The 17804-nt window shown below is 69.0% G+C and carries 15 protein-coding genes; 7 read left to right on the plus strand and 8 right to left on the minus strand.

The features are described from left to right. Window positions 1–199 precede the first annotated feature (199 nt). The 3 genes from ACIBG5_RS36510 to ACIBG5_RS36520 all read left to right on the plus strand — a co-directional run bounded on the left by ACIBG5_RS36510 (window position 200) and on the right by ACIBG5_RS36520 (window position 2895). Window positions 200–862, plus strand: coding sequence for an SIS domain-containing protein (locus ACIBG5_RS36510; protein ID WP_396396230.1), 663 nt, complete (start codon window positions 200–202; stop codon window positions 860–862). Continuing rightward, window positions 859–1818, plus strand: coding sequence for a ribokinase (locus tag ACIBG5_RS36515; RefSeq protein ID WP_396396231.1), 960 nt, complete (start codon window positions 859–861; stop codon window positions 1816–1818). Before ACIBG5_RS36510 ends, ACIBG5_RS36515 begins: the two co-directional genes overlap by 4 nt. 69 nt (window positions 1819–1887) lie before the next feature. Next, entirely contained in the window at window positions 1888–2895 is a 1008-nt protein-coding gene (locus tag ACIBG5_RS36520; RefSeq protein ID WP_131359232.1) for a LacI family DNA-binding transcriptional regulator, read from the plus strand. A gap of 1120 nt (window positions 2896–4015) precedes the next feature. On the opposite strand, the gene ACIBG5_RS36525 is transcribed toward ACIBG5_RS36520, so the two are convergent. The 4 genes from ACIBG5_RS36525 to ACIBG5_RS36540 form a co-directional block, all read right to left on the minus strand. Continuing rightward, on the minus strand, window positions 4016–7111 hold the full coding sequence (locus tag ACIBG5_RS36525) for a GH92 family glycosyl hydrolase (RefSeq protein ID WP_396396233.1): 3096 nt from the start codon (window positions 7109–7111) through the stop codon (window positions 4016–4018). A gap of 18 nt (window positions 7112–7129) precedes the next feature. Then, window positions 7130–8023, minus strand: a complete 894-nt coding sequence (locus ACIBG5_RS36530) for an NAD-dependent dehydratase (protein ID WP_396396235.1) — start codon at window positions 8021–8023, stop codon at window positions 7130–7132. Then, the gene (locus ACIBG5_RS36535) at window positions 8020–8856 is read right to left on the minus strand and encodes a phosphotransferase (RefSeq protein WP_396396237.1); all 837 of its coding nucleotides are present in this window, start codon (window positions 8854–8856) and stop codon (window positions 8020–8022) included. Before ACIBG5_RS36535 ends, ACIBG5_RS36530 begins: the two co-directional genes overlap by 4 nt. 61 nt (window positions 8857–8917) lie before the next feature. Next, a complete protein-coding gene (locus tag ACIBG5_RS36540; RefSeq protein WP_396396238.1) occupies window positions 8918–9772 on the minus strand; it encodes a nucleoside hydrolase in 855 nt (284 codons plus the stop codon). Between the two features lie 72 nt (window positions 9773–9844). Between ACIBG5_RS36540 and dapD the strand changes: the two genes are divergently transcribed. After that, complete coding sequence (gene dapD, locus ACIBG5_RS36545; protein WP_396396240.1) at window positions 9845–10783, plus strand: 2,3,4,5-tetrahydropyridine-2,6-dicarboxylate N-succinyltransferase; 939 nt, start codon at window positions 9845–9847, stop codon at window positions 10781–10783. A gap of 118 nt (window positions 10784–10901) precedes the next feature. Continuing rightward, window positions 10902–11873, plus strand: coding sequence for a hypothetical protein (locus tag ACIBG5_RS36550; RefSeq protein ID WP_396396241.1), 972 nt, complete (start codon window positions 10902–10904; stop codon window positions 11871–11873). 123 nt (window positions 11874–11996) lie between these two features. On the opposite strand, the gene fdxA is transcribed toward ACIBG5_RS36550, so the two are convergent. After that, entirely contained in the window at window positions 11997–12323 is a 327-nt protein-coding gene (fdxA, locus tag ACIBG5_RS36555; protein WP_131359246.1) for a ferredoxin, read from the minus strand. A 139-nt stretch (window positions 12324–12462) separates the two neighbouring features. Between fdxA and ACIBG5_RS36560 the strand changes: the two genes are divergently transcribed. Next, window positions 12463–13389, plus strand: coding sequence for a GNAT family N-acetyltransferase (locus ACIBG5_RS36560; protein WP_396396242.1), 927 nt, complete (start codon window positions 12463–12465; stop codon window positions 13387–13389). Here the strand turns inward: ACIBG5_RS36560 and ACIBG5_RS36565 are convergent. Then, window positions 13371–14753 (minus strand): MFS transporter, encoded by a 1383-nt coding sequence (locus tag ACIBG5_RS36565; protein ID WP_396396243.1) that lies wholly within the window; start codon window positions 14751–14753, stop codon window positions 13371–13373. The genes ACIBG5_RS36560 and ACIBG5_RS36565 overlap by 19 nt on opposite strands. 54 nt (window positions 14754–14807) lie before the next feature. Here ACIBG5_RS36565 and ACIBG5_RS36570 point away from each other — a divergent pair, with 54 nt between their 5' ends. Then, entirely contained in the window at window positions 14808–15257 is a 450-nt protein-coding gene (locus tag ACIBG5_RS36570) for a type II toxin-antitoxin system PemK/MazF family toxin (protein WP_396396245.1), read from the plus strand. A gap of 18 nt (window positions 15258–15275) precedes the next feature. On the opposite strand, the gene ACIBG5_RS36575 is transcribed toward ACIBG5_RS36570, so the two are convergent. Both ACIBG5_RS36575 and ACIBG5_RS36580 read right to left on the minus strand, forming a co-directional pair. Further along, window positions 15276–17039: a VanW family protein gene (locus tag ACIBG5_RS36575; RefSeq protein ID WP_396396247.1), complete on the minus strand. Its 1764-nt coding sequence runs from the start codon at window positions 17037–17039 to the stop codon at window positions 15276–15278. A 171-nt stretch (window positions 17040–17210) separates the two neighbouring features. Beyond that, on the minus strand, window positions 17211–17729 hold the full coding sequence (locus ACIBG5_RS36580) for a flavin reductase family protein (RefSeq protein WP_396396249.1): 519 nt from the start codon (window positions 17727–17729) through the stop codon (window positions 17211–17213). Window positions 17730–17804 lie beyond the last annotated feature (75 nt).

Here is a 17804-nt window from a genome sequence, read left to right on the forward strand (position 1 = left end):
ACGACCGAATATTGGCAATCGATTTCTCGCAATCTACGAGTGACGACCTGGCCGGTCAAGGCCCGAACCGGTGACGATGTGATCAACGCGGCCGATTTCCTCGTACACGTGAGGGTTTCGACCTGGATGCAGACGTTGACACTGCCGGATCCGGCTGCCTACTCTTCGGAAATCGATTTCTGACATGAGAGGCGCTGGGATGTCAGTTGTGCCGAACCGTGCGTCCGCCCACCGCACGGCCGACGAGCTGTCCAGGGACCTGGTGGCACGGGGATTGGAGGCGGCGCGGAACGCGATCGAGACCGAGGCCGCGGCGGTGTCCGCGTTGGCGGACCGGCTGGACGGAGTCTTCCTCGATGTACTGACCGCCGTCGCCGGCTGCGAAGGTCACCTGGTGGTGACCGGCCTGGGCAAGTCCGGGCTGGTCGGCCGCAAGATCGCCGCCACACTCGCCAGCACTGGCACGCCGGCCACCTTCATCCACTCCGGCGACGCGCTCCACGGCGACTCCGGTGCGGTGACGACTCGCGATCTGGTCCTCGCCCTGTCCGCCTCCGGTGAGACCGCCGAGGTCTGCGCGTTCGCCCGGATGCTGCGCGACCGGGAGATCCCGGTGATCGCGATGACCGGCAACGAGGAGTCGACGCTGGCCCGGCTGGCGACGTACACGCTGGACACGATGGTGCTGAAGGAGGCGGATCCGCTGAACCTCGCCCCGACCGCGTCGACCACAGCCTCGCTCGCGATGGGTGATGCACTCGCCTGTGCCCTCGTCGTACTGCGGGAGTTCAGTCACCACGACTTCGCCCGGTTTCATCCATCAGGTGCCCTCGGCAAGCGTCTGCTGGGGGACGAGGCATGAGTTCGTACGACGTCTGTGTGCTCGGCTCGTTCATGAAGGATCTGGTCGCTTCGGCCGAGCGGCGACCGTTGCCAGGGGAAACCCTGCACGGGACCGGCTTCGCGGAGTTCCTCGGCGGCAAGGGCGTGAACCAGGCCATCGCGGCCGCGCGGATGGGCGCCCGGACGGCGATCGTCGGCACCATCGGCGAGGACCGGTACGGCGAGGAGTTCCTCGAACTTCTCGAGTCTGACGGCGTCGACACCGCGTGGGTGGTCCGTCATCCGTCACTCGGTACGGGCGTCGGTCTCCCGCTCGTGCTGCCGGACGGTGGCAACTCGATCATCATCGTGTCCCGTGCCAACGCCGCGATCACCGCGGACGATGTCGAGGCGGCAGCCGGCGTACTGACCGCCAGTAGGGTCCTCAGCGTCCAACTCGAACTCCCGGTCGAGGCGAGCCACGCTGCCCTCCGGCTCGCCTCGACCGCGGACGCCACCACGATCCTCACCCCGGCACCCGTCGGCCCGGTCGATCCGACGCTGGCGTCGTACGTCGACATCCTGGTACCGAACGAGGTGGAGGCTGCCGCGCTGACCGGGCTGAACTGCGACGACGAGTCGCAGGTGCCCGCGATCGCGCGGAAGCTGGCCGAGGAGTGGGACCTGCGCGGGTGTGTCGTGACGCTGGGGTCGCGCGGAGCCTACGTCCTGGATCGGGCGCGGGATTTCGAGGAACGAGTCGAAGCGCACCGGGTCGCGACCGTCGACACAGTCGGTGCTGGAGACGCATTCTGCGGTTCGCTGGCCGCGTCTCTGGCCGGCGGTGCCGAGCTGATCGACGCCGTACGGCTGGCCAACGCCGCGGGTGCCCTCTCCACCACCGTGAACGGCGCCGCAGACTCAGCTCCGGACCGCGCGGCCGCGGTGGCTCTCCTCGACGGCGCGACATCTGGCGTCGGGCCACCGCCCACATGAGATCCTTTCTGCTGGATCGGGGTTAGAGTGCGATTCAGACGACCATTGGATCTCCAGCGGGGAGCGGGCATGACGACGATCTACGACGTCGCGCGTAGATCAGGCGTGTCCCCGGCCACGGTCTCGCGGGTGCTGAGCGGCCGTCGCAACGTGGATCCGCAGTTGTCCGAGAAGGTCCGGGCCGCGGTGGCCGAGCTCGGCTACCGCCCGAACGGCGTCGCCCGCAACCTGCGCAAGTCCAGCACGAACCTGTGGGCCGTGGTCATCTCCGACATCGAGAACCCGTTCTTCACGTCACTCGTTCGTGGTCTGGAGGACGTCGCGCAGACCGAGGGGTACCACGTCGTACTGTGCAACTCCGACGAGGACCCGGCCAAGGAGGCGGCGTACGCCTCGGCGGTATTGACCGACCAGATGGCCGGTGTCGTGATCTCCCCGACGTCGACGGCCGAGGGTGTGCAGCAACTCGCGGAAGCGAAGATCCCGCTGGTGCTGATCGACCGCCGCGTCGACGGCGTCGAGGCGGACACCGTGCTGGTCGACAACGAGCACGGTGCGCACGAGGGCGTCAAACACTTGATCGACGGTGGATATCAACGGATCGCGTGTATCACCGGTCCGCGGAAGGTCAGCACAGCAATGGACCGGCTGGCCGGGTATCGGTCGGCGTTGCGGGCCGGTGGGATCCGCTACAACAAAGACCTCGTCCGGCACGCGGATTTCCGCGAGGCCGGTGGGTATGCGGCGATGGAGAGTCTGCTCGAACTGGCCGAGCCGCCTGAGGCGCTGTTCGTCACCAACAACCTGATGACGGTCGGTGCGCTGGAATGCCTGGCAAAGAAGGGCCTCCGCGCTCCGGCCGACATCGCTGTGGTCGGCTTCGACGACATCCCGTGGGCGGACCTCGTCGTACCCAGCCTGACCACGGTCGCCCAGCCGACGTACGAGCTGGGCCGAACCGCGGGCCTCCTGCTGAAGGACCGCACCGCCTCCCCCGGCCGCCCACCCTCCACCGTCACCCTCCGCACCGAACTCCACATCCGAGCCACCTCAGCCCCCCGAACCAAGAAACGCTGAGACAGCACCAGCCGGACACCGCACAAAGGACACCGCTCCGCGGCGGCTGATCTGTCGGCCGCCTCCGGCGGCGCGCGGAGCTGTCCACCAACCACCGTCCTCCCGCCAGCGGTGGCTGTCCTGTTGCCTCCGGCGGCTGGCGCTGATCCTGACACGAGCCAGGTGATCGGCGGGGCGGGGAACTGTCCACCAAGCACCGTCCTCCCGCCACCGGTGGCTGTCCTGTTGCCTCCGGCGGCTGGCGCTGATCCTGACACGAGCTAGGTGATCGGCGGGGCGGGGAACTGTCGGGGGTGTACCGGACCCTGCTCGATCCCGCCGATCATGTGTGTCGCGTCGGATCGTCCGGGTGCAGACGGAGAGGGATCGAGCGGAGGCTGGATCGATCAGGCTGGACCAACTGCTGCTGGTGTACCGAACGACAGGAGGTACTCGCCTGCGGCCAGCTCGCGCAGGCGGCACGTGGCGGCGCCGGGGTGTCAGACGGGGACTACCTCCTGTCCTTCGGTACAGGTAGACCCGGGCCATGGCCCGGCGTGGACCGGGCGATAGTCCGCCCCGCCGATCGTGTGCCTCCGGTCAACTGCTGCTGGTGTACCGAAGGACAGGAGGTAGTCGCCTGCGGCCAGCTCGCGCAGGCGGCACGAGGCGGCGCCGGGGCGCCAGACGACGACTACCTCCTGTCCTTCGGTACGGGTAGACCGGGCGGAGGCCCGGCCTAGACGAGGCGATGACCCACCCCGCCGATCATGTGTCTCCGGTCAATGGCTGCTGGCGTACCTAAGGACGGGTAGTACTCGCCTGCAGCCGGCTCGCGCAGGCGGCGCGGGATGGCGCCAGGGTGCCAGGCGGGGACTACTACCCGTCGTTCGGTACGGGTAGACGCTGGTGGGTCCAGCGCGGACGGTCCCGGCGGAGGCCGACGTGGGCGGGGCGAGTCCGGCAGGACCGGGGGAGGTTCGATCGCGGACGGGCGACGTCGGTGTGTTGTCGCGCCGATCACGTGGGGGGCGCGGTCCCGGCGGCGGGCGCCGCCGGAGGCGGTCAATGGTCAGTCGCCGCGAAGTGGTGACCTTTACGTGTGGTGCGCGGGTGCTGCCCGGCGGTGTCCGGTCTGGGGTTACTGGAGGAGTTCGAGTTGGCTGAGGGTTGTCTGGCCGGGGGCGGCGGTGATGGTTAGGCGGTAGTGCTGGTAGGCGCCTGGGGTGGGGATTTTGAAGGGGCGGGTTTGGCGGGGCCAGGGGAAGGATTGGTTGGTTCGGGTGTCCAGGCCGGTCCAGGTGGTGTTGTCGGTGGAGGCTTCCAGGTGCCAGGCGGTGGGGGTGCCGCCGGTGCCGGAGGTGAGGGTGTAGAAGGACGCCGCGGCGGGGGTGGGGAGGGACCAGTGGATGGTGGGGGTTGGGGTGTCGAAGGGGACCTCGGTGGTGGAGGTGTTGTCGAAGAGGGGGTTGCCGGCGTCGTGCGGGATCAGGTCGACGAGCGGGGTGGGGATGGCGTCGTCCTGGGTGATGGAGGGTGGCGTGGCCAGGGTCGCCCAGTCGGAGGGGGTGGGGCCGAGGACGAAGTCGATCTGAGTGGCCGAGCGGAGGTCGGCGGCCGTGATTGATGCTGTGGGCAATTGTTTGCCGTCGACCAGGAGCTCTTGGACGTAAGGGTGTTGCACACCCGATGCCGTGATGACGATGGGCTTGCCGCCGAGAGGTGTGACGACGGTGCGGGAGAAGAGCGGGGAGCCGATCGCGTATTCGGGGGCGCCGACGCGGAGCGGATAGATGCCTAGGGCAGCGAACAGGTACCACGCGGACATCTCGCCGTTGTCCTCGTCGCCGGGGTAGCCCTGGCCGATCTGTTCGCCGACGTACAGGCGTTCGAGGACCTCGCGGACGATGGCCTGCGTCTTGTGCGGTGCGCCGGCGTAGTTGTACATCCAGGCGATGTGGTGGGCGGGCTGGTTGCTGAAGCCGAACTGGCCCATCCGTACGGCTTGGGCCTCGAGCATCTCGTGGATGACGATCGAGTAGGTGCCCTTCTTCACCGCGAGTTCCGGGGTGGTGAAGAACTCGTCGAGCTTCGCCTCCAGGCCACGCGGGCCGCCGTACAGGTTGGCGAGGCCGCGTGGGTCGTGGGCGACGTGGAAGGCGAAGTTCCACCCGTCGGTCTCGGTGAAGTCACCGCCCCACTCGCACGGGTCGAATTCTTCGGGCGTCTTCGCGAACGTACCGTCCGGCCGCCGGCCCTGGAAGAAGTTGACGGCGTCGTCGAAGAGCAGAACGTAGTTCAGCGATCGACGGCGCAGGTACTCCGCTTCCTCCGCGAGCTGAGCGCGGCGAGCGGCAGGAACTGCGGGATCGTCGGCGAGACGGGCGGCCATCTCGGCGAGGCCGAAGTCGTTCAGGTACGCCTCGAGCGACCAGGACACGCTCTCCTCGGTGTCGGTGCTCACGTACCCGGTGAAGAACCCGGTCTCCACGCCCTTCCGCCCGACCTCGGTCGCCTCCGGCCCGACGGTGGCGTTGCGGAGACCGGCGGCGTACGTCGCCAACGGATCCGGCAGCTCGACGCCCTTCAGATAGGCATCCGCGAACGACACGTCGGAGCTTGTCCCGGTCATGCAGTCCGCGTAGCCCGGCGACGACCAGCGCGCGATCCAGCCACCGTCGCGGTACTGCTGCACGAACCCGTCGACGAACTCCGCCGCCAACGACGGGTAGAGGAACGCGTACGCCGGCCACGCGGTCCGGTAGGTGTCCCAGAACCCACTGTTGACGTAGATCTTCCCGGACTTCACCACCGCACGACCGGCCTCGGGCGCGGTGACCGGGCTGGCGTAGCGGTAGTCCGGTTCGTCAACGCTGCCGGCATTCTCGAACTGGCTGTTCGGGTAGAGGTTGAGTCGGTAGAGGTTGCCGTAGACCGTGCGCAGCTGCGGCTCGGTCGCGTCGTCCGGCAGGATCACCGCGAGCCGCTCGTTCCAGGCCTGGTTCGCGGCCTGCTGGATGTCCTCGAAGGATCGGCCCTCGAGCTCGAGCGACAGGTTGTGGCGCGCCTGGTCGACGCCGATGAACGACGTAGCGATCCGCAGCGTGACCTCCTCCACCCCTGAGAACGTCGCCGCGCGAGCGTTGTCCCGGCCACCGACAGCCGGCTCGAAACCCACAGGCGCTGACGAGAAGACCCCGTAGCAGTACATGCGGGTCCGGCCGAACTCCGACCCGTTCTCGACCCAACCGGTCAGCGCGGTCCCGTCGAAGCCGAAGGCGCCGTTCTCGTCGATGGTGTCGAACACCAGATGCCGGCCGGCCGCGTCGCCCGGGAAGCCGAACCGGAAGATCGCCCCGTGATCGGTCGGCGCCAGCTCGGCCCGTACGCCGTTCGCAAGACGGACCGAGTACAGGTCCGGGCGAGCGATCTCGTCGTCGTGGCTGAAGGCGGCGGCGCGTTCGGCCGGATCGCCGAGCGGCTCGGTCGCGGCCACAGGCATGATCGTCAGCTGGTCCCGGTCGCCCATCCACGGACTGGGCTGGTGCGAGAACGACAGGCCCTGCAGCTCCGGCCGATTGTCGGCGTTGTTCGCGCGGTGGTACTCGTACGGCCAGCGGTGGGTCGAAGCGTCGGTCACCGGCGTGAGGAAGTTGAAGCCATTCGGCCAGGCGGTGATCGGCAGCGTGTTGCCGCGGGAGAAGTCGTGGCTGGCGTTGGTGCCGCGCCGGGTGTCGACGTACGCGACCAGGTCCGTGCCGTCCAGCCGGGCCGGCGCCGGCCCGATCTCGACATCGTCGACCCAGCCCTCGAAAGTCTCTGAAGGAGCGTCGACCACGAGCAGCACCCGGTCGACGGTCTTCCCGGCCGCCGGCGAGAGGTCGACCTGTACGTCGTTCCACTGGTTCGCGTAGAGGATCTTGGCCGCGCCCTGGCCGGCCGCATCGAGCGGCATCCCGTACTGGTCCGTGGCGCCGAGCCCAGACAGCCGAGTGCCGTCGGTGAAGACCAGGTCCACCGCCGCGTACGTCGCCGAGTAGCTGAGCAGCTCGTCGAGCTCGGGATAGATCTTGTAGCGCAGCCGGTCTCCGACCTGCAGTAGGCCACCCACCGTCTGAAGCGCCGCTTCCTGACGGCCTCCCGTCGTACCGGAGTAGCGGGTCGCGTCGACACTGCTGAAGCCGGCGCCGCTCGGGCTGGTCGGGCCGACCGGCCCTCCACCTGTCTCGATGATCACGGGAGGCAATGCTACGGATCAGTGCGGCGGCGGAGGCGGGACGTTCCCATCGTGGACCCACGTCACGTAGTCGCGCGCGATCTCCTCGTCCGCCCGCAACCGCAGTCCAGCCGCCAACGCCCGGCTGTTGTCGAGCCGGAACGTCCCGTCGTTGCTCCCGTCGTGCGGCAGGTGGAAGCGATCCACCGCCGGCGACCAGTCCACCGGAGCAGCATCGGGTACGACGGAACGCCAGGCGTCGGCCAGCTCCGTCATCGTCCGAGTCGGCCCGACCGCGTTGAACGGACCACTCACGCGCTCGGTCGTGAGTCGGAGCAGGAAGTCAGCGAGGTCGCGGGCGTCGACGTACTGGACCGGCTGCGAGGGTCGGGCGGCGCACTCCATCCGGGTGCCATGGGCGAGTGCGGAGCCCCAGTTGCCGAAGTCCGGGTTGTATGGACCGACCACGAAACCGGACCGAACTGCCGCGGTCCGCGCGCCGAAGGTGGCCGACAGCAACGACTCACAGCGCACCTTCGACGGGCCGTAGATGTCCATCGTGAACTCGTCCTCGGGCGCACCGTCCGGCCAGTCCAGCAGCGGAGCAAACTCGTCCATCCCCGGCGTCACCTTGCTGGCGTAGACGGCGATCGACGACATGTAGGTGTAGTGGCCGACGCGATCCCGGAGCAGGTCCGCACTCAGACGGACCTGTGGAACGAGGAAGCCGGACATGTCGATAACGCCGTCCCACTCCCCCGTCGCCAGCACGTCCGGCGCGGCCCGCTCACCGACCAAGCGTCGCACCTCAGGATACAGCTCAGGGTTGGTCACGCCACGGTTGAACAGGGTCACCTCGTGACCGTCGCGCAAGGCGGCCTCGACCACGTGACGGCCGAGATTCTTCGTGCCGCCGAGGACGAGCAGCCTCACGACAGCTGGTCCATCAGATCCTCGAGCTCGGCCAGGAGCGGGGCGATCCAGGCGCCGGAATCCGGGATCGTGCGCCGGCCTTCGGTGACGACGAAGTCCAGTGCGAGAAGGCAGAAGCAGGCGCCGCCGGCGAGGAGTTGGCGGTCGACCATGAAAGGATCCGCGCCGGCCGTCTCGACGTAGTGGGCGACGATCGGTCCGCGGTCGTGGCCGAGTGCGGTCGCGTCGCGGACCAGGGTGTACAAGTCGCTGAGGTACGGCGCGACGTACGTCAGCGGCCAGTCGACCGCAGTCCACCGGGTGCCGTCGGAGACAAGGTTCTTCGGCACGAAATCACCGTGGACGACGGCCAACGGCGCATCCCGGTGCAGTCCGGCGAGAGCCTCGGTCAACGGCCCGACGTCGAACGAGATCCGGTCGATGCGGTCGGCCAACTCCTTGACCCGCTCCGGCGGGAACCCGCTCGGCCCAGAGACAGCCCGGGAGCGAATCTCGGCCACCAACTCGGCCGCAGCCAGGAATCCCTCCGCCGACGGCTCCTGCTCCAGCGTCACCCGGCCCACGTCCGCGAGCACGAGCATGCCGTCCTCGGCGTGGATCAGGTCCGGTGCCGGCAGCCCCAACGGGATGACGAACCGCTCGTACGCCGCTCCCTCACCGGACTGACTGTCCGTACCCCGCTTCACGATCACGCTGCGCAGTCCGTACGACAACCGCCAGACTTCCGACGATCCCCACTGCCGCAGCAACTCGCCGTGCAACGCTCCGACCGACGGAGCCTCCGTAGCCCGCAGTACCGGTCCGTCAACATGCGAGAGCCACGCCGGAAGCATCACGCCAGTAGATCACGGCCGCTCGATCAGCCGCCGCCGAATTATCCAGCCGAGGCCGGGCTCAGGTCGGGCTGCCCGCACAAGCGACGAGGATCCGGTCCACGATGCGCCGGGCGACCGCCTCGGCGTCGAGATCGGCGACGATCCGGTGCGGCCCGTCGCCGGGCGTGAAGGGGGTGATCCCGGCCACGTCGACCTCGATCCGGCCGGTGGCGAAGGTGAACAGGTCCGGATCGGTCAGCATCAGCACCGCGGCCGGGTCGTGCGGGACGTTGGAGTCGGACGCGGAGAAACTCCAGAACTGCCGCATCTCCGCACCAAGCAACTGCCCGAGCGGTCCGGCTGCTTCGAACTCGGCGACGACAGCGCCACCCAGCCGCAGCCGCGACGTCTGGTCGATCCCGATGACCGTCGCCGGCACTCCGCTGCCGAACACGACCGCGGCCGCGTCGACGTCGCACTTGATGTTGTGCTCGGCATCGGCCGACAAGAAGTTGCCGCCCATCACGCACAACTGCTCGATCAGGTGCCCGGGCCGCTCGACGGCCTCCGCCACATTGGTCAACGGCCCGACCGCGACGACGGTCGGTGAGGCGGCGAGCACCGCGATCGGGTCGGTGCCGGTGGCGACGGTCTCACGGGCCAGGTCCGGAAGGAGCGCGCCTTCGTGACCGGCCCACCAGACCGGCCGGCCGGACCGGGTTCCGGTACGGCCGGGGACGATCGGGTCGATGGCGCGACCCGCGACCGTGGCCACCCGTGCGGCCATCCGGGCCCGCACCAGAGTGTCGCCGTACACGGTGGTGACGGCAGTGAGATCGAGTTCGGGTGAGCCGAGGATCGTCGCCAGGGCGAGGACGTCGTCGACGTCGGAGCCGAGATCGGTGTCGAACGTCAGCGAGGATGCCGTCTGCATCCGTCCATGTGACCACAGCCACCGGTGCACCGGCCTCCACTGCGGCGTGGGCCGTCTGGCAGGCTTGTGGGCATGACCGAGAACGCCACGCACGCCTGGGGCTTCGGCCTCGCCACCGTTTCCGCCGACGGGACCGTCCTCGACGTCTGGTACCCGGCGCCCGAGCTCGGCTCACGCCCGGACGACGCCAAGTCGCCGGCCGAGCTGATCGCTGCCGAGGGCAACGACGAGATCCGGCAGGTACGGCGTGAGGTCGTGTCGGCCGAGATCGCCCTGGACCAGGCGCCTGCGGGCACCGCGGACGCGTACCTGCGGCTGCACCTGCTGTCGCACCGGCTGGTCCGCCCGCACGGCCTCAACCTCGACGGCATCTTCGCCGCGCTGCCGAACAACGCGTGGACGTCGCTCGGCCCGGTCCCGGTCGAGAACATCGAGCAGGTGCGGCTGCGGGCCCGCGCGGCCGGCCAGCACCTGAGTGTGGCGAGCGTCGACAAGTTCCCGCGGATGACGGACTACGTCGTACCGAGCGGCGTTCGGATCGGCGACGCCGACCGGGTCCGGCTCGGTGCGCACCTGGCCTCCGGGACCACAGTGATGCACGAGGGCTTCGTGAACTTCAACGCCGGCACGCTCGGTACGTCGATGGTCGAGGGCCGCATCGTGGCCGGTGTGGTGGTCGACGACGGCAGCGACATCGGCGCCGGCTCGTCGATCATGGGCACGCTGTCCGGTGGCGGTACCCAGGTGGTGTCGATCGGCAAGCGCTGCCTGCTCGGTGCGAACGGCGGCACCGGCATCTCGCTCGGCGACGACTGCGTGGTCGAGGCGGGGCTCTACGTGACCGCCGGCACCAAGGTCACCCTCCCCGACGGCAGCGTGGTGAAGGCCCGCGACCTCTCCGGGCAGCCCGGGCTGCTGTACCTCCGCAACTCGGTCACCGGTGCCGTCGAGGCGCGGCCGCGCCAGGGTGAGGGCATCACGCTCAACGAAGCCCTGCACGCCAACGCGTGACAGGTGAGCACCAACGCGTGCGGAACGCCAACCAACCGCACGCGCCGCACGTCAACCACATCGTGACCGACATCCCGGAACCCGACCACCGCCCCCACACGTTGGGACCCGTATGCCGATGAAGCGTCGTGCCCTGGTGGCCGTGGGCGCTGTCGGTGTGCTTGCGCTGGCCATTGGGTTGACGGTCAAGTGGGTCGGGGACAAGGGAATCGGGCCGTTGCTGCCGCCCAAAGAGCAATGCACGGCCACGGTCAACGGGACCACCGTCGAGCTGGACCTCGAGCAGGCTGAGTCAGCCGCGATCATCGCGGGTGTCGCCGTACGCCGGGGACTGCCGGCCCGGGCGGCGACGATCGCGCTGGCGACGGCGTACCAGGAGTCCGGCCTGCGGAATCTGGCGCATGGGGACCGGGACTCGCTGGGACTGTTTCAGCAACGGCCGTCACAGGGCTGGGGTACGGCAAAGGAGGTGCGAGACCCGCACTACGCAGCCGGGAAGTTCTACGACGCGCTGGTGAAGGTGAAGAACTACCAGACGCTCGCGGTGACGGTGGCGGCCGACCGGGTCCAGCGCAGTGCGTTCCCGAACGCCTATGCGGATCACGAAGCGGACGCCCGGGTGCTCGCCTCGGCGCTGACCGGGCAGTCGAAGAGCGTGCTCGCCTGCACGGTGAACACCGACTCGGTGAAGCAGGAGGTGGTCGGCCGCAACGGGCTGACGCCGCGGGCGGACGCCGTACGCACGGATCTGCTCGAGACGTTCGGGACCCTGTCGACCGGTGGGTATGCGCCGGGTGGGGTGCAGTCCGGGCACATGGTGGGGTCGGCGCACTACGAGGGCCGGGCGGTGGATGTGTTCGTGCGGCCGATCTCGACGGCGAACACGACCAAGGGCTGGGCGATGGCGCAGTACCTGGTGGCGCGGGCGGACCTGCTGAAGATCAAGACGGTCATCTTCAGCGACAAGATCTGGACCGCGGGGGGACGGTCGGACAGCGGGTGGCGCGACTACACCCCGCCCGAACGCTCCGGCGACCCAGCCATCCTCCGCCACCTGGACCACGTCCACGTCGACGTCCAGGAGCAGTAGTCAAGCGTGTGGCGAGCACCCCGTTGGAGCGCTCGCCACAATAGGTAGCTGAACAGTTACTCGTCGTGCTCCTGCGGCGGCAGGGCCTGTACTCCTGCGCTCCCGCTTTTGCTTTTCCGCCCTTTACTCGTCGTGCTCTTGCGGCGGCAGGGCCTCGATGAAGGGGTGATCCTTGTCGATCTTGCCCATCTTGGAGGCGCCGCCGGGGGAACCGAGGTCGTTGAAGAAGTCGACGTTCGCGGTGTAGTAGTCCTTCCACTGCTCCGGAGTGTCGTCCTCGTAGTAGATCGCCTCCACCGGGCAGACCGGCTCGCACGCTCCGCAGTCGACGCACTCGTCGGGGTGGATGTACAGCATCCGGTTGCCCTCGTAGATGCAGTCGACGGGGCATTCCTCGACGCAGGCGAGGTCCTTCAGGTCAACACACGGCTGCGCGATGACGTAGGTCACTGCTACTCCTCCTATGGCAGGCAAGCGCAGCGCTGTTCTGGGGTGCTGCGATGCGGTGATGCTGTGCTCGATGCAAAGTGTGGTGCAAGGTCTCTAGTATCACGGTAGTCCTTCGCCCACTCTGCCAGGAGTCCGCATCGTGTCAGGCCTCAGTCTCCGTGATATCGGCCACCGTGTCGTGGTCCGGCACCGGATTCCGGGCGGACTGACCGACGTGATCGGCGTTCTGCAGTCCTGGGACCCCTCCGGCCTGGTCGTACGGCACGCGGACAGCAGTCTGCACCAGGTCGGCAGCGCCGACGTGGCGGCGGCCAAACGGATCCCGGAGATGCCGCTGCGGCCGGTGGACGTCGAACAACTCTTCCTGACCACGGCCCTGGGCCGGCCGGCGGCCGAGACGGCGTACGTCGGCCAGTGGTTGCTGCGGGCATCTTCTGGCTGGACCGGCCGGGGCAACTCGCTGCTCCCGGCCGGGAACCCCGGCATGCCGGTCGCCGACGCGCTCAAGCACGCTCAAGCTTTCTACGACGAGCGCGGCCTGCCCCCGCTGGCGCTGGTCCGCATCGGCAGCCCGGAAGCGGCCGAACTCCTTGCCCAGGAGTGGATCGACGCCCGCCCGGAGCAGTCCGACACCTTCGTCCTGCACACCACCCTGGACCAGGTGAACGCCTCCCCGCAGTACGACGTACTGATGGCGGAACACCCCAGCAACGCGTGGTACGCCGCCGCGTTCGACGGACCGGTGCCCGAGGCTGCCCCGGCCGTGATGGAGGGTGCGCCGAAGGCCGTGTTCGCCTCGATCACCCTGGACGGCCGCACGGTGGCCGTCGGGCGGGGGTCCATGACGGGGCACTGGCTCGGTGTCGATGCCGTCCGGGTGGACCCGTCGTACCGCCGCCGAGGCCTGGGTACGGCGCTCGTCCAGGGCCTGGCCAGGTGGTCCGGGCCACTGGGCGGCCGCCGTACCTATCTGGAGGTCGTGGAGGAGAACACGGCCGCCATGGTCACCTACCGCAGGCTCGGCTACGCGGAGGCGTACCGCTACCGCTATCTGACCAAGCGCTGAGCCGCAGCCGCCCCGACCAGCGTCACCACGATGAACCCGGCCAGTACGACGCTCAGAGCGCTACTGGGGTTCGAGGCGAGCGCTGCGTAGCTGGAACCGGCCAGAGCGACCCCGAGAGCGCCGGACAGCTGTGCGTTGGTGGCGACCACGCCGGACAGGTCAGCGGCGTACTGCGGGGAAATGCTCGAGGTGACTGCGCCGATCAGGGTGTTGGCGCTGATGCCGAGCCCGAGGCCGCCGACGCCGAGCAGGGCGAACAGGAGCGGCCCGGTGCGGCCGCCGAGCAGCAGATAGGCCAGGACCGACACGTATCCGGCCGCGAGGACCAGACAGCCGATCACGGGCATCCACCGCACTCCCCTGCGCAGCCGCGGGATGATCGGCCCGGCCAGCCCGAACGCCGCGACCCAGACGACCATGGCGAACCCCGAGTACGCCGGCCCCTTGTGCAGACCGTCCTGGAGGTAGAGGGCGAGGACGAAGAGCAGAGCGAAGTACGTGCCTGTCGTGCAGGCGTGGGCGAGCAGGCCGGCCCGGACAGACGGGTTGCGGAGCACTTGCCTCGCGATCAGGGGACGACCGCCGCGTGCGGCGGCCCGGCGTTCGCCGTACTCGAAGAAGGCCAGGGCGGGCAGGCTCAGCAGGAGGCACAGCCAGGACCACGTCGGCCAGCCGCGCTCAGAACCCAGCAGGAGCGGGACGATCACGAGCAGAACCGCGGCGGACAGGGTGAGTACGCCGACCAGGTCGACGGGATCGCGATCGGTCGTCCGGTCAGCGGGGAGCAGACGGCGACCGGCGACCAGGAGAGCCAGGCCGATGGGGATGTTGACGAGGAAGATCGGGCGCCAACTGGTGCCGAACAGGTCGGCCGCGATGAGTACGCCGCCGAGGATCTGTCCGAGGACAGCCCCACCGGACAAGGCGATCGAGAAGTAGCCCAGCGCCTTCAGCCGGTCCCGGCCGTGGAAGTGCAACTGGATGCCGCTGAGGACCTGCGGGACCATCAGCGCGGCGCCTGCGCCCTGGACGAAGCGGGCGACGACGAGGGAGACGATCTCGGGCGCGAGACCGCAGGCCAGCGAGGCAGCCGTGAACACCAGCAGACCGAGCAGGAACGTCCGCCGGTAGCCGAGGGACGAGCCGAGCCGGGCGCCGGTGATGAGCAGGACCGCGAACGCGACGACGTACCCGGTCACGACCAGTCCGACCGCGCCCTCCGAGGCCTGCAGATCGGCGCCGATCGACGGGCCGGCGATGTTCGCGACCGCGGTGTCGATGTTCGCCATGAACTGCCCGGTGAGCAGGACCGCCAGGATCGCGGCCCGATTGACCGTCTTCGTGTCTTGAATGGTGTTTTCCACGCCGTTGGAACGGTGTGAGGCCGGTGTGATGTGAGGGGGTTACCCTCGGGTGCCATGGCGGATCACAGGGCGGATCACGTGGCGGAGCGGCCGGAGTACGCGGGGGACTTCGAGGGAACCGTGCACGTCGAGTACACGCCGCACCCGGACGACGGAGTGGCGGACCCGGGCGAGATTGTCTGGACCTGGGTGCCGTTCGAGGAGGACCATCACCGCGGCAAGGACCGGCCGGTGCTCGTGGTCGGCTCGGACGGGCCGTGGCTGCTGGCGCTGATCCTGACCAGCAAGGACCACGACCGGGACGCCGCCGACGAGGCGCGCTGGGGCCGGATCTGGCTGGACATCGGCAGCGGCGCCTGGGACAAGGAAGGCCGCAAGAGCGAGGTCCGTCTGGACCGTGTCCTGCGCATCGACCCCGGTCAGGTCCGCCGCGAAGGCGCCGTCATCGGCGAGGACCTCTTCAACCAGGTAGCCGCCGAACTCCACAGGATCCACCGGGGCTGACCGCAGCCCCGGCCCGGATCAGTTCGGCGGGCGGGTGGGCTTGTTCACGCCTGGTGGCGTGCTGGTGCCGGGAGGCGGCGGCGTAGTGCCGGGCTTGGGACCACAGCGGATGTCGTCGGCCGCGTTGTACTTCGTGATGAACGACTCGGTCTTCTGCCGTACGCCGTTCTTCGCGAAGTACCGGTAGACCGTGATGTCGAACCCGGGGGTCGGCGCCTGCGGCCGGCACTTGGGATCGGGGTTGTAGACCACCTTCGGTGCGCGCGGGTTCCGCTTGCCGGACTGGCCCGCGGTGATGTCCCAGACCTTGGTGCCCCAGATCTTCACGGTGATGCTGCCCGCACTGCCCGGCGTCGACGCCTTGAAGATCGTCTGCACCAGCACTCCGTGCCCAGAGTCGTTGCGGAACTTCATGTCGACCGCCGGCCAGGCCACGGTCGCTTCGCGGCCGATCGGGTAGCGGCTGATGTAGACGCTGTGCGCCTTGTGCTCGACGTCCTTCAGGCCGGCGAAGAACGCCGCGTTGAAGGTGGTCGTCGCCGACTGCGACACGCCACCGCCGAGGTCGAGCACGAACTTGCCGCCGCTGATGATGTTGCCCTCGGTGAAGCCGTTCTCCTTGGTCCGCTCGCCGACGATCTTGTTCAGGCTGAACGTGTCGCCCGGCTTCACCAGCGTGCCGTTGATCTTGGCCGCCGCGGTGCCGATGTTCACGTTCCGGTACGGCGCGTGCGGGAAGCTGGTGGTGAACTCCCCCATCACTTCCTTGATCCCGAGCGCGGCAGCAGCCTCGGTGGTCAGCTTCGCCTTGGTGTGGGTCAGCCCGACCGCGGCCCGCCGCTCCCCTGGCGGCTTCGGCAGCACGGCGAGGATCGCGGGTCCGACCTTGGCCCGGTCGACCACCATGCCGTCGACGGCCGGGACGACCTTCGGCGTGGTCCCGACGATCTGGACCGTGGCGTCCTTGGGCAGCGTCTCCAGCGTCTTGAACCGCTCCTGGAACAGCGGCTCGAGCATCTTCGTGTTCAACGCCGGGGTGGCGTTACCGTCCTTCACGGTCACCGTCAGCGCGGGTCCGAACTCCTTCGGCTGAAGCTCGGCCGACTTGTCGCCGACCGTCAGCCGGACCGGGCCGGACATGGCCGGTTCGGCGAAGTCCTTCAAGGCCTTGTCCATCGCGTCCGTGCCGGCCTGCGGCCTGGTCACGTTGACCGGAAGGTCGGCGGGGGTATCACCGGCCGGGTAGGCGGCGACGAGCGCGTCCGCTGCCTTCGCGTTGTCCAACTGGAGGCCCTCGGCGGGCGCGTGCTGGACCGGCGTGGCTTCCTTGAAGGTGATGCTGCCTTCGGTGGCCGAACGGTTCACCTGGGTGGCGAGCTTGTCGACAGCCGCTTTCAGCTTCGCGTCGTCCGCGGTGACCACCGGGTCGACCGCGTCACCGCCGGTCAGGGCCTGCCAGATGTGGCCGGGGGCCAGGCTGCGGCCCGCACCCGCGGCGTCGACGGTGGCGTCCAGGTTCAGGCTGAGGCCGGCATCGGCCGGCTGCACCTCGAACTTGGACTGGCCTGCCTTGAGGGGCATCGGCTGGGCCAGGCGGTCCTTCAGCCCGGCCTCGAGCTTGGCCTTGGCATCGCCCTCGGACATCCCGCCGACCGGGATGCCGAGCACCGTGGTGTCACCGGGAATCTTGTCGCCCGCGAACGCGAACGCCGCGCCGTAGCCCACGACGAGCACGCCAAGCCCAGCAGCGGCGATGATCCCCGCTAGCTGCTTCTTCCCCACCGGACAGAGTCCTCCACTCAAACCGTGTACAGGCCGCGTCCGCTCGGGACACGAGGGCACATCTTACGGGACGAATCAGGCCTCTTCTGCCGCCGGGGCGGGCCCGCCCTGGCCCGGGGTGCCCCGACATGCCCCGGCTTGCCCGTAGCCGCGCGACATGCGCGGTAACGCTCAGGCTCCGGGCAGTTTCCGGTAGTGACTCGCGTGGTAGATCAGCGCGCTCGGATCGGCCGGCTCGCCCAGGCCGAGGCTCAGCACCTCACCGACCACGATGGTGTGGTCGCCGCCGTCGTACGTCGCCCAGGTCCGGCACTCGAGCCAGGACAGAGCCCCCTCCAGCAGCGCGCAGCCGGTCTTCGGGCCGGCCGACGTCGTGATCCCGTCGAACTGGCTGTACAGATCCCGGCCGGAGCGGGCGAACCGGTCCGCGATCGGCTGCTGATCGCCGGCAAGCACCGAGGCGGCCCAGTAGCCACAGTCGAGTACGGCGGCGTGCATCCGGACACCCTTGTCGACACAGACGAGCACCAGTGGCGGGTCGAGCGAGAGGGACGTGAACGCGTTCGCCGTCATCGCGTGCGCGACGCCGTCCTGGAGCGTACTCATGATCGTGATGCCGGAGGCGAACCGGCCGAGCGCAGCACGGAAGTCGGCGGGCGCGACACTCCCACTGGGATCCGACGAGGACACCATTGCAGACTATGCCCGCCGGAAGGTTGATGCCTCAACCGAGCGTGTGGGAACGGTCACGCCCGCGCGGTCCGT

The organism is Kribbella sp. NPDC050241 (genome assembly GCF_044459685.1).
GTDB lineage: Bacteria > Actinomycetota > Actinomycetes > Propionibacteriales > Kribbellaceae > Kribbella.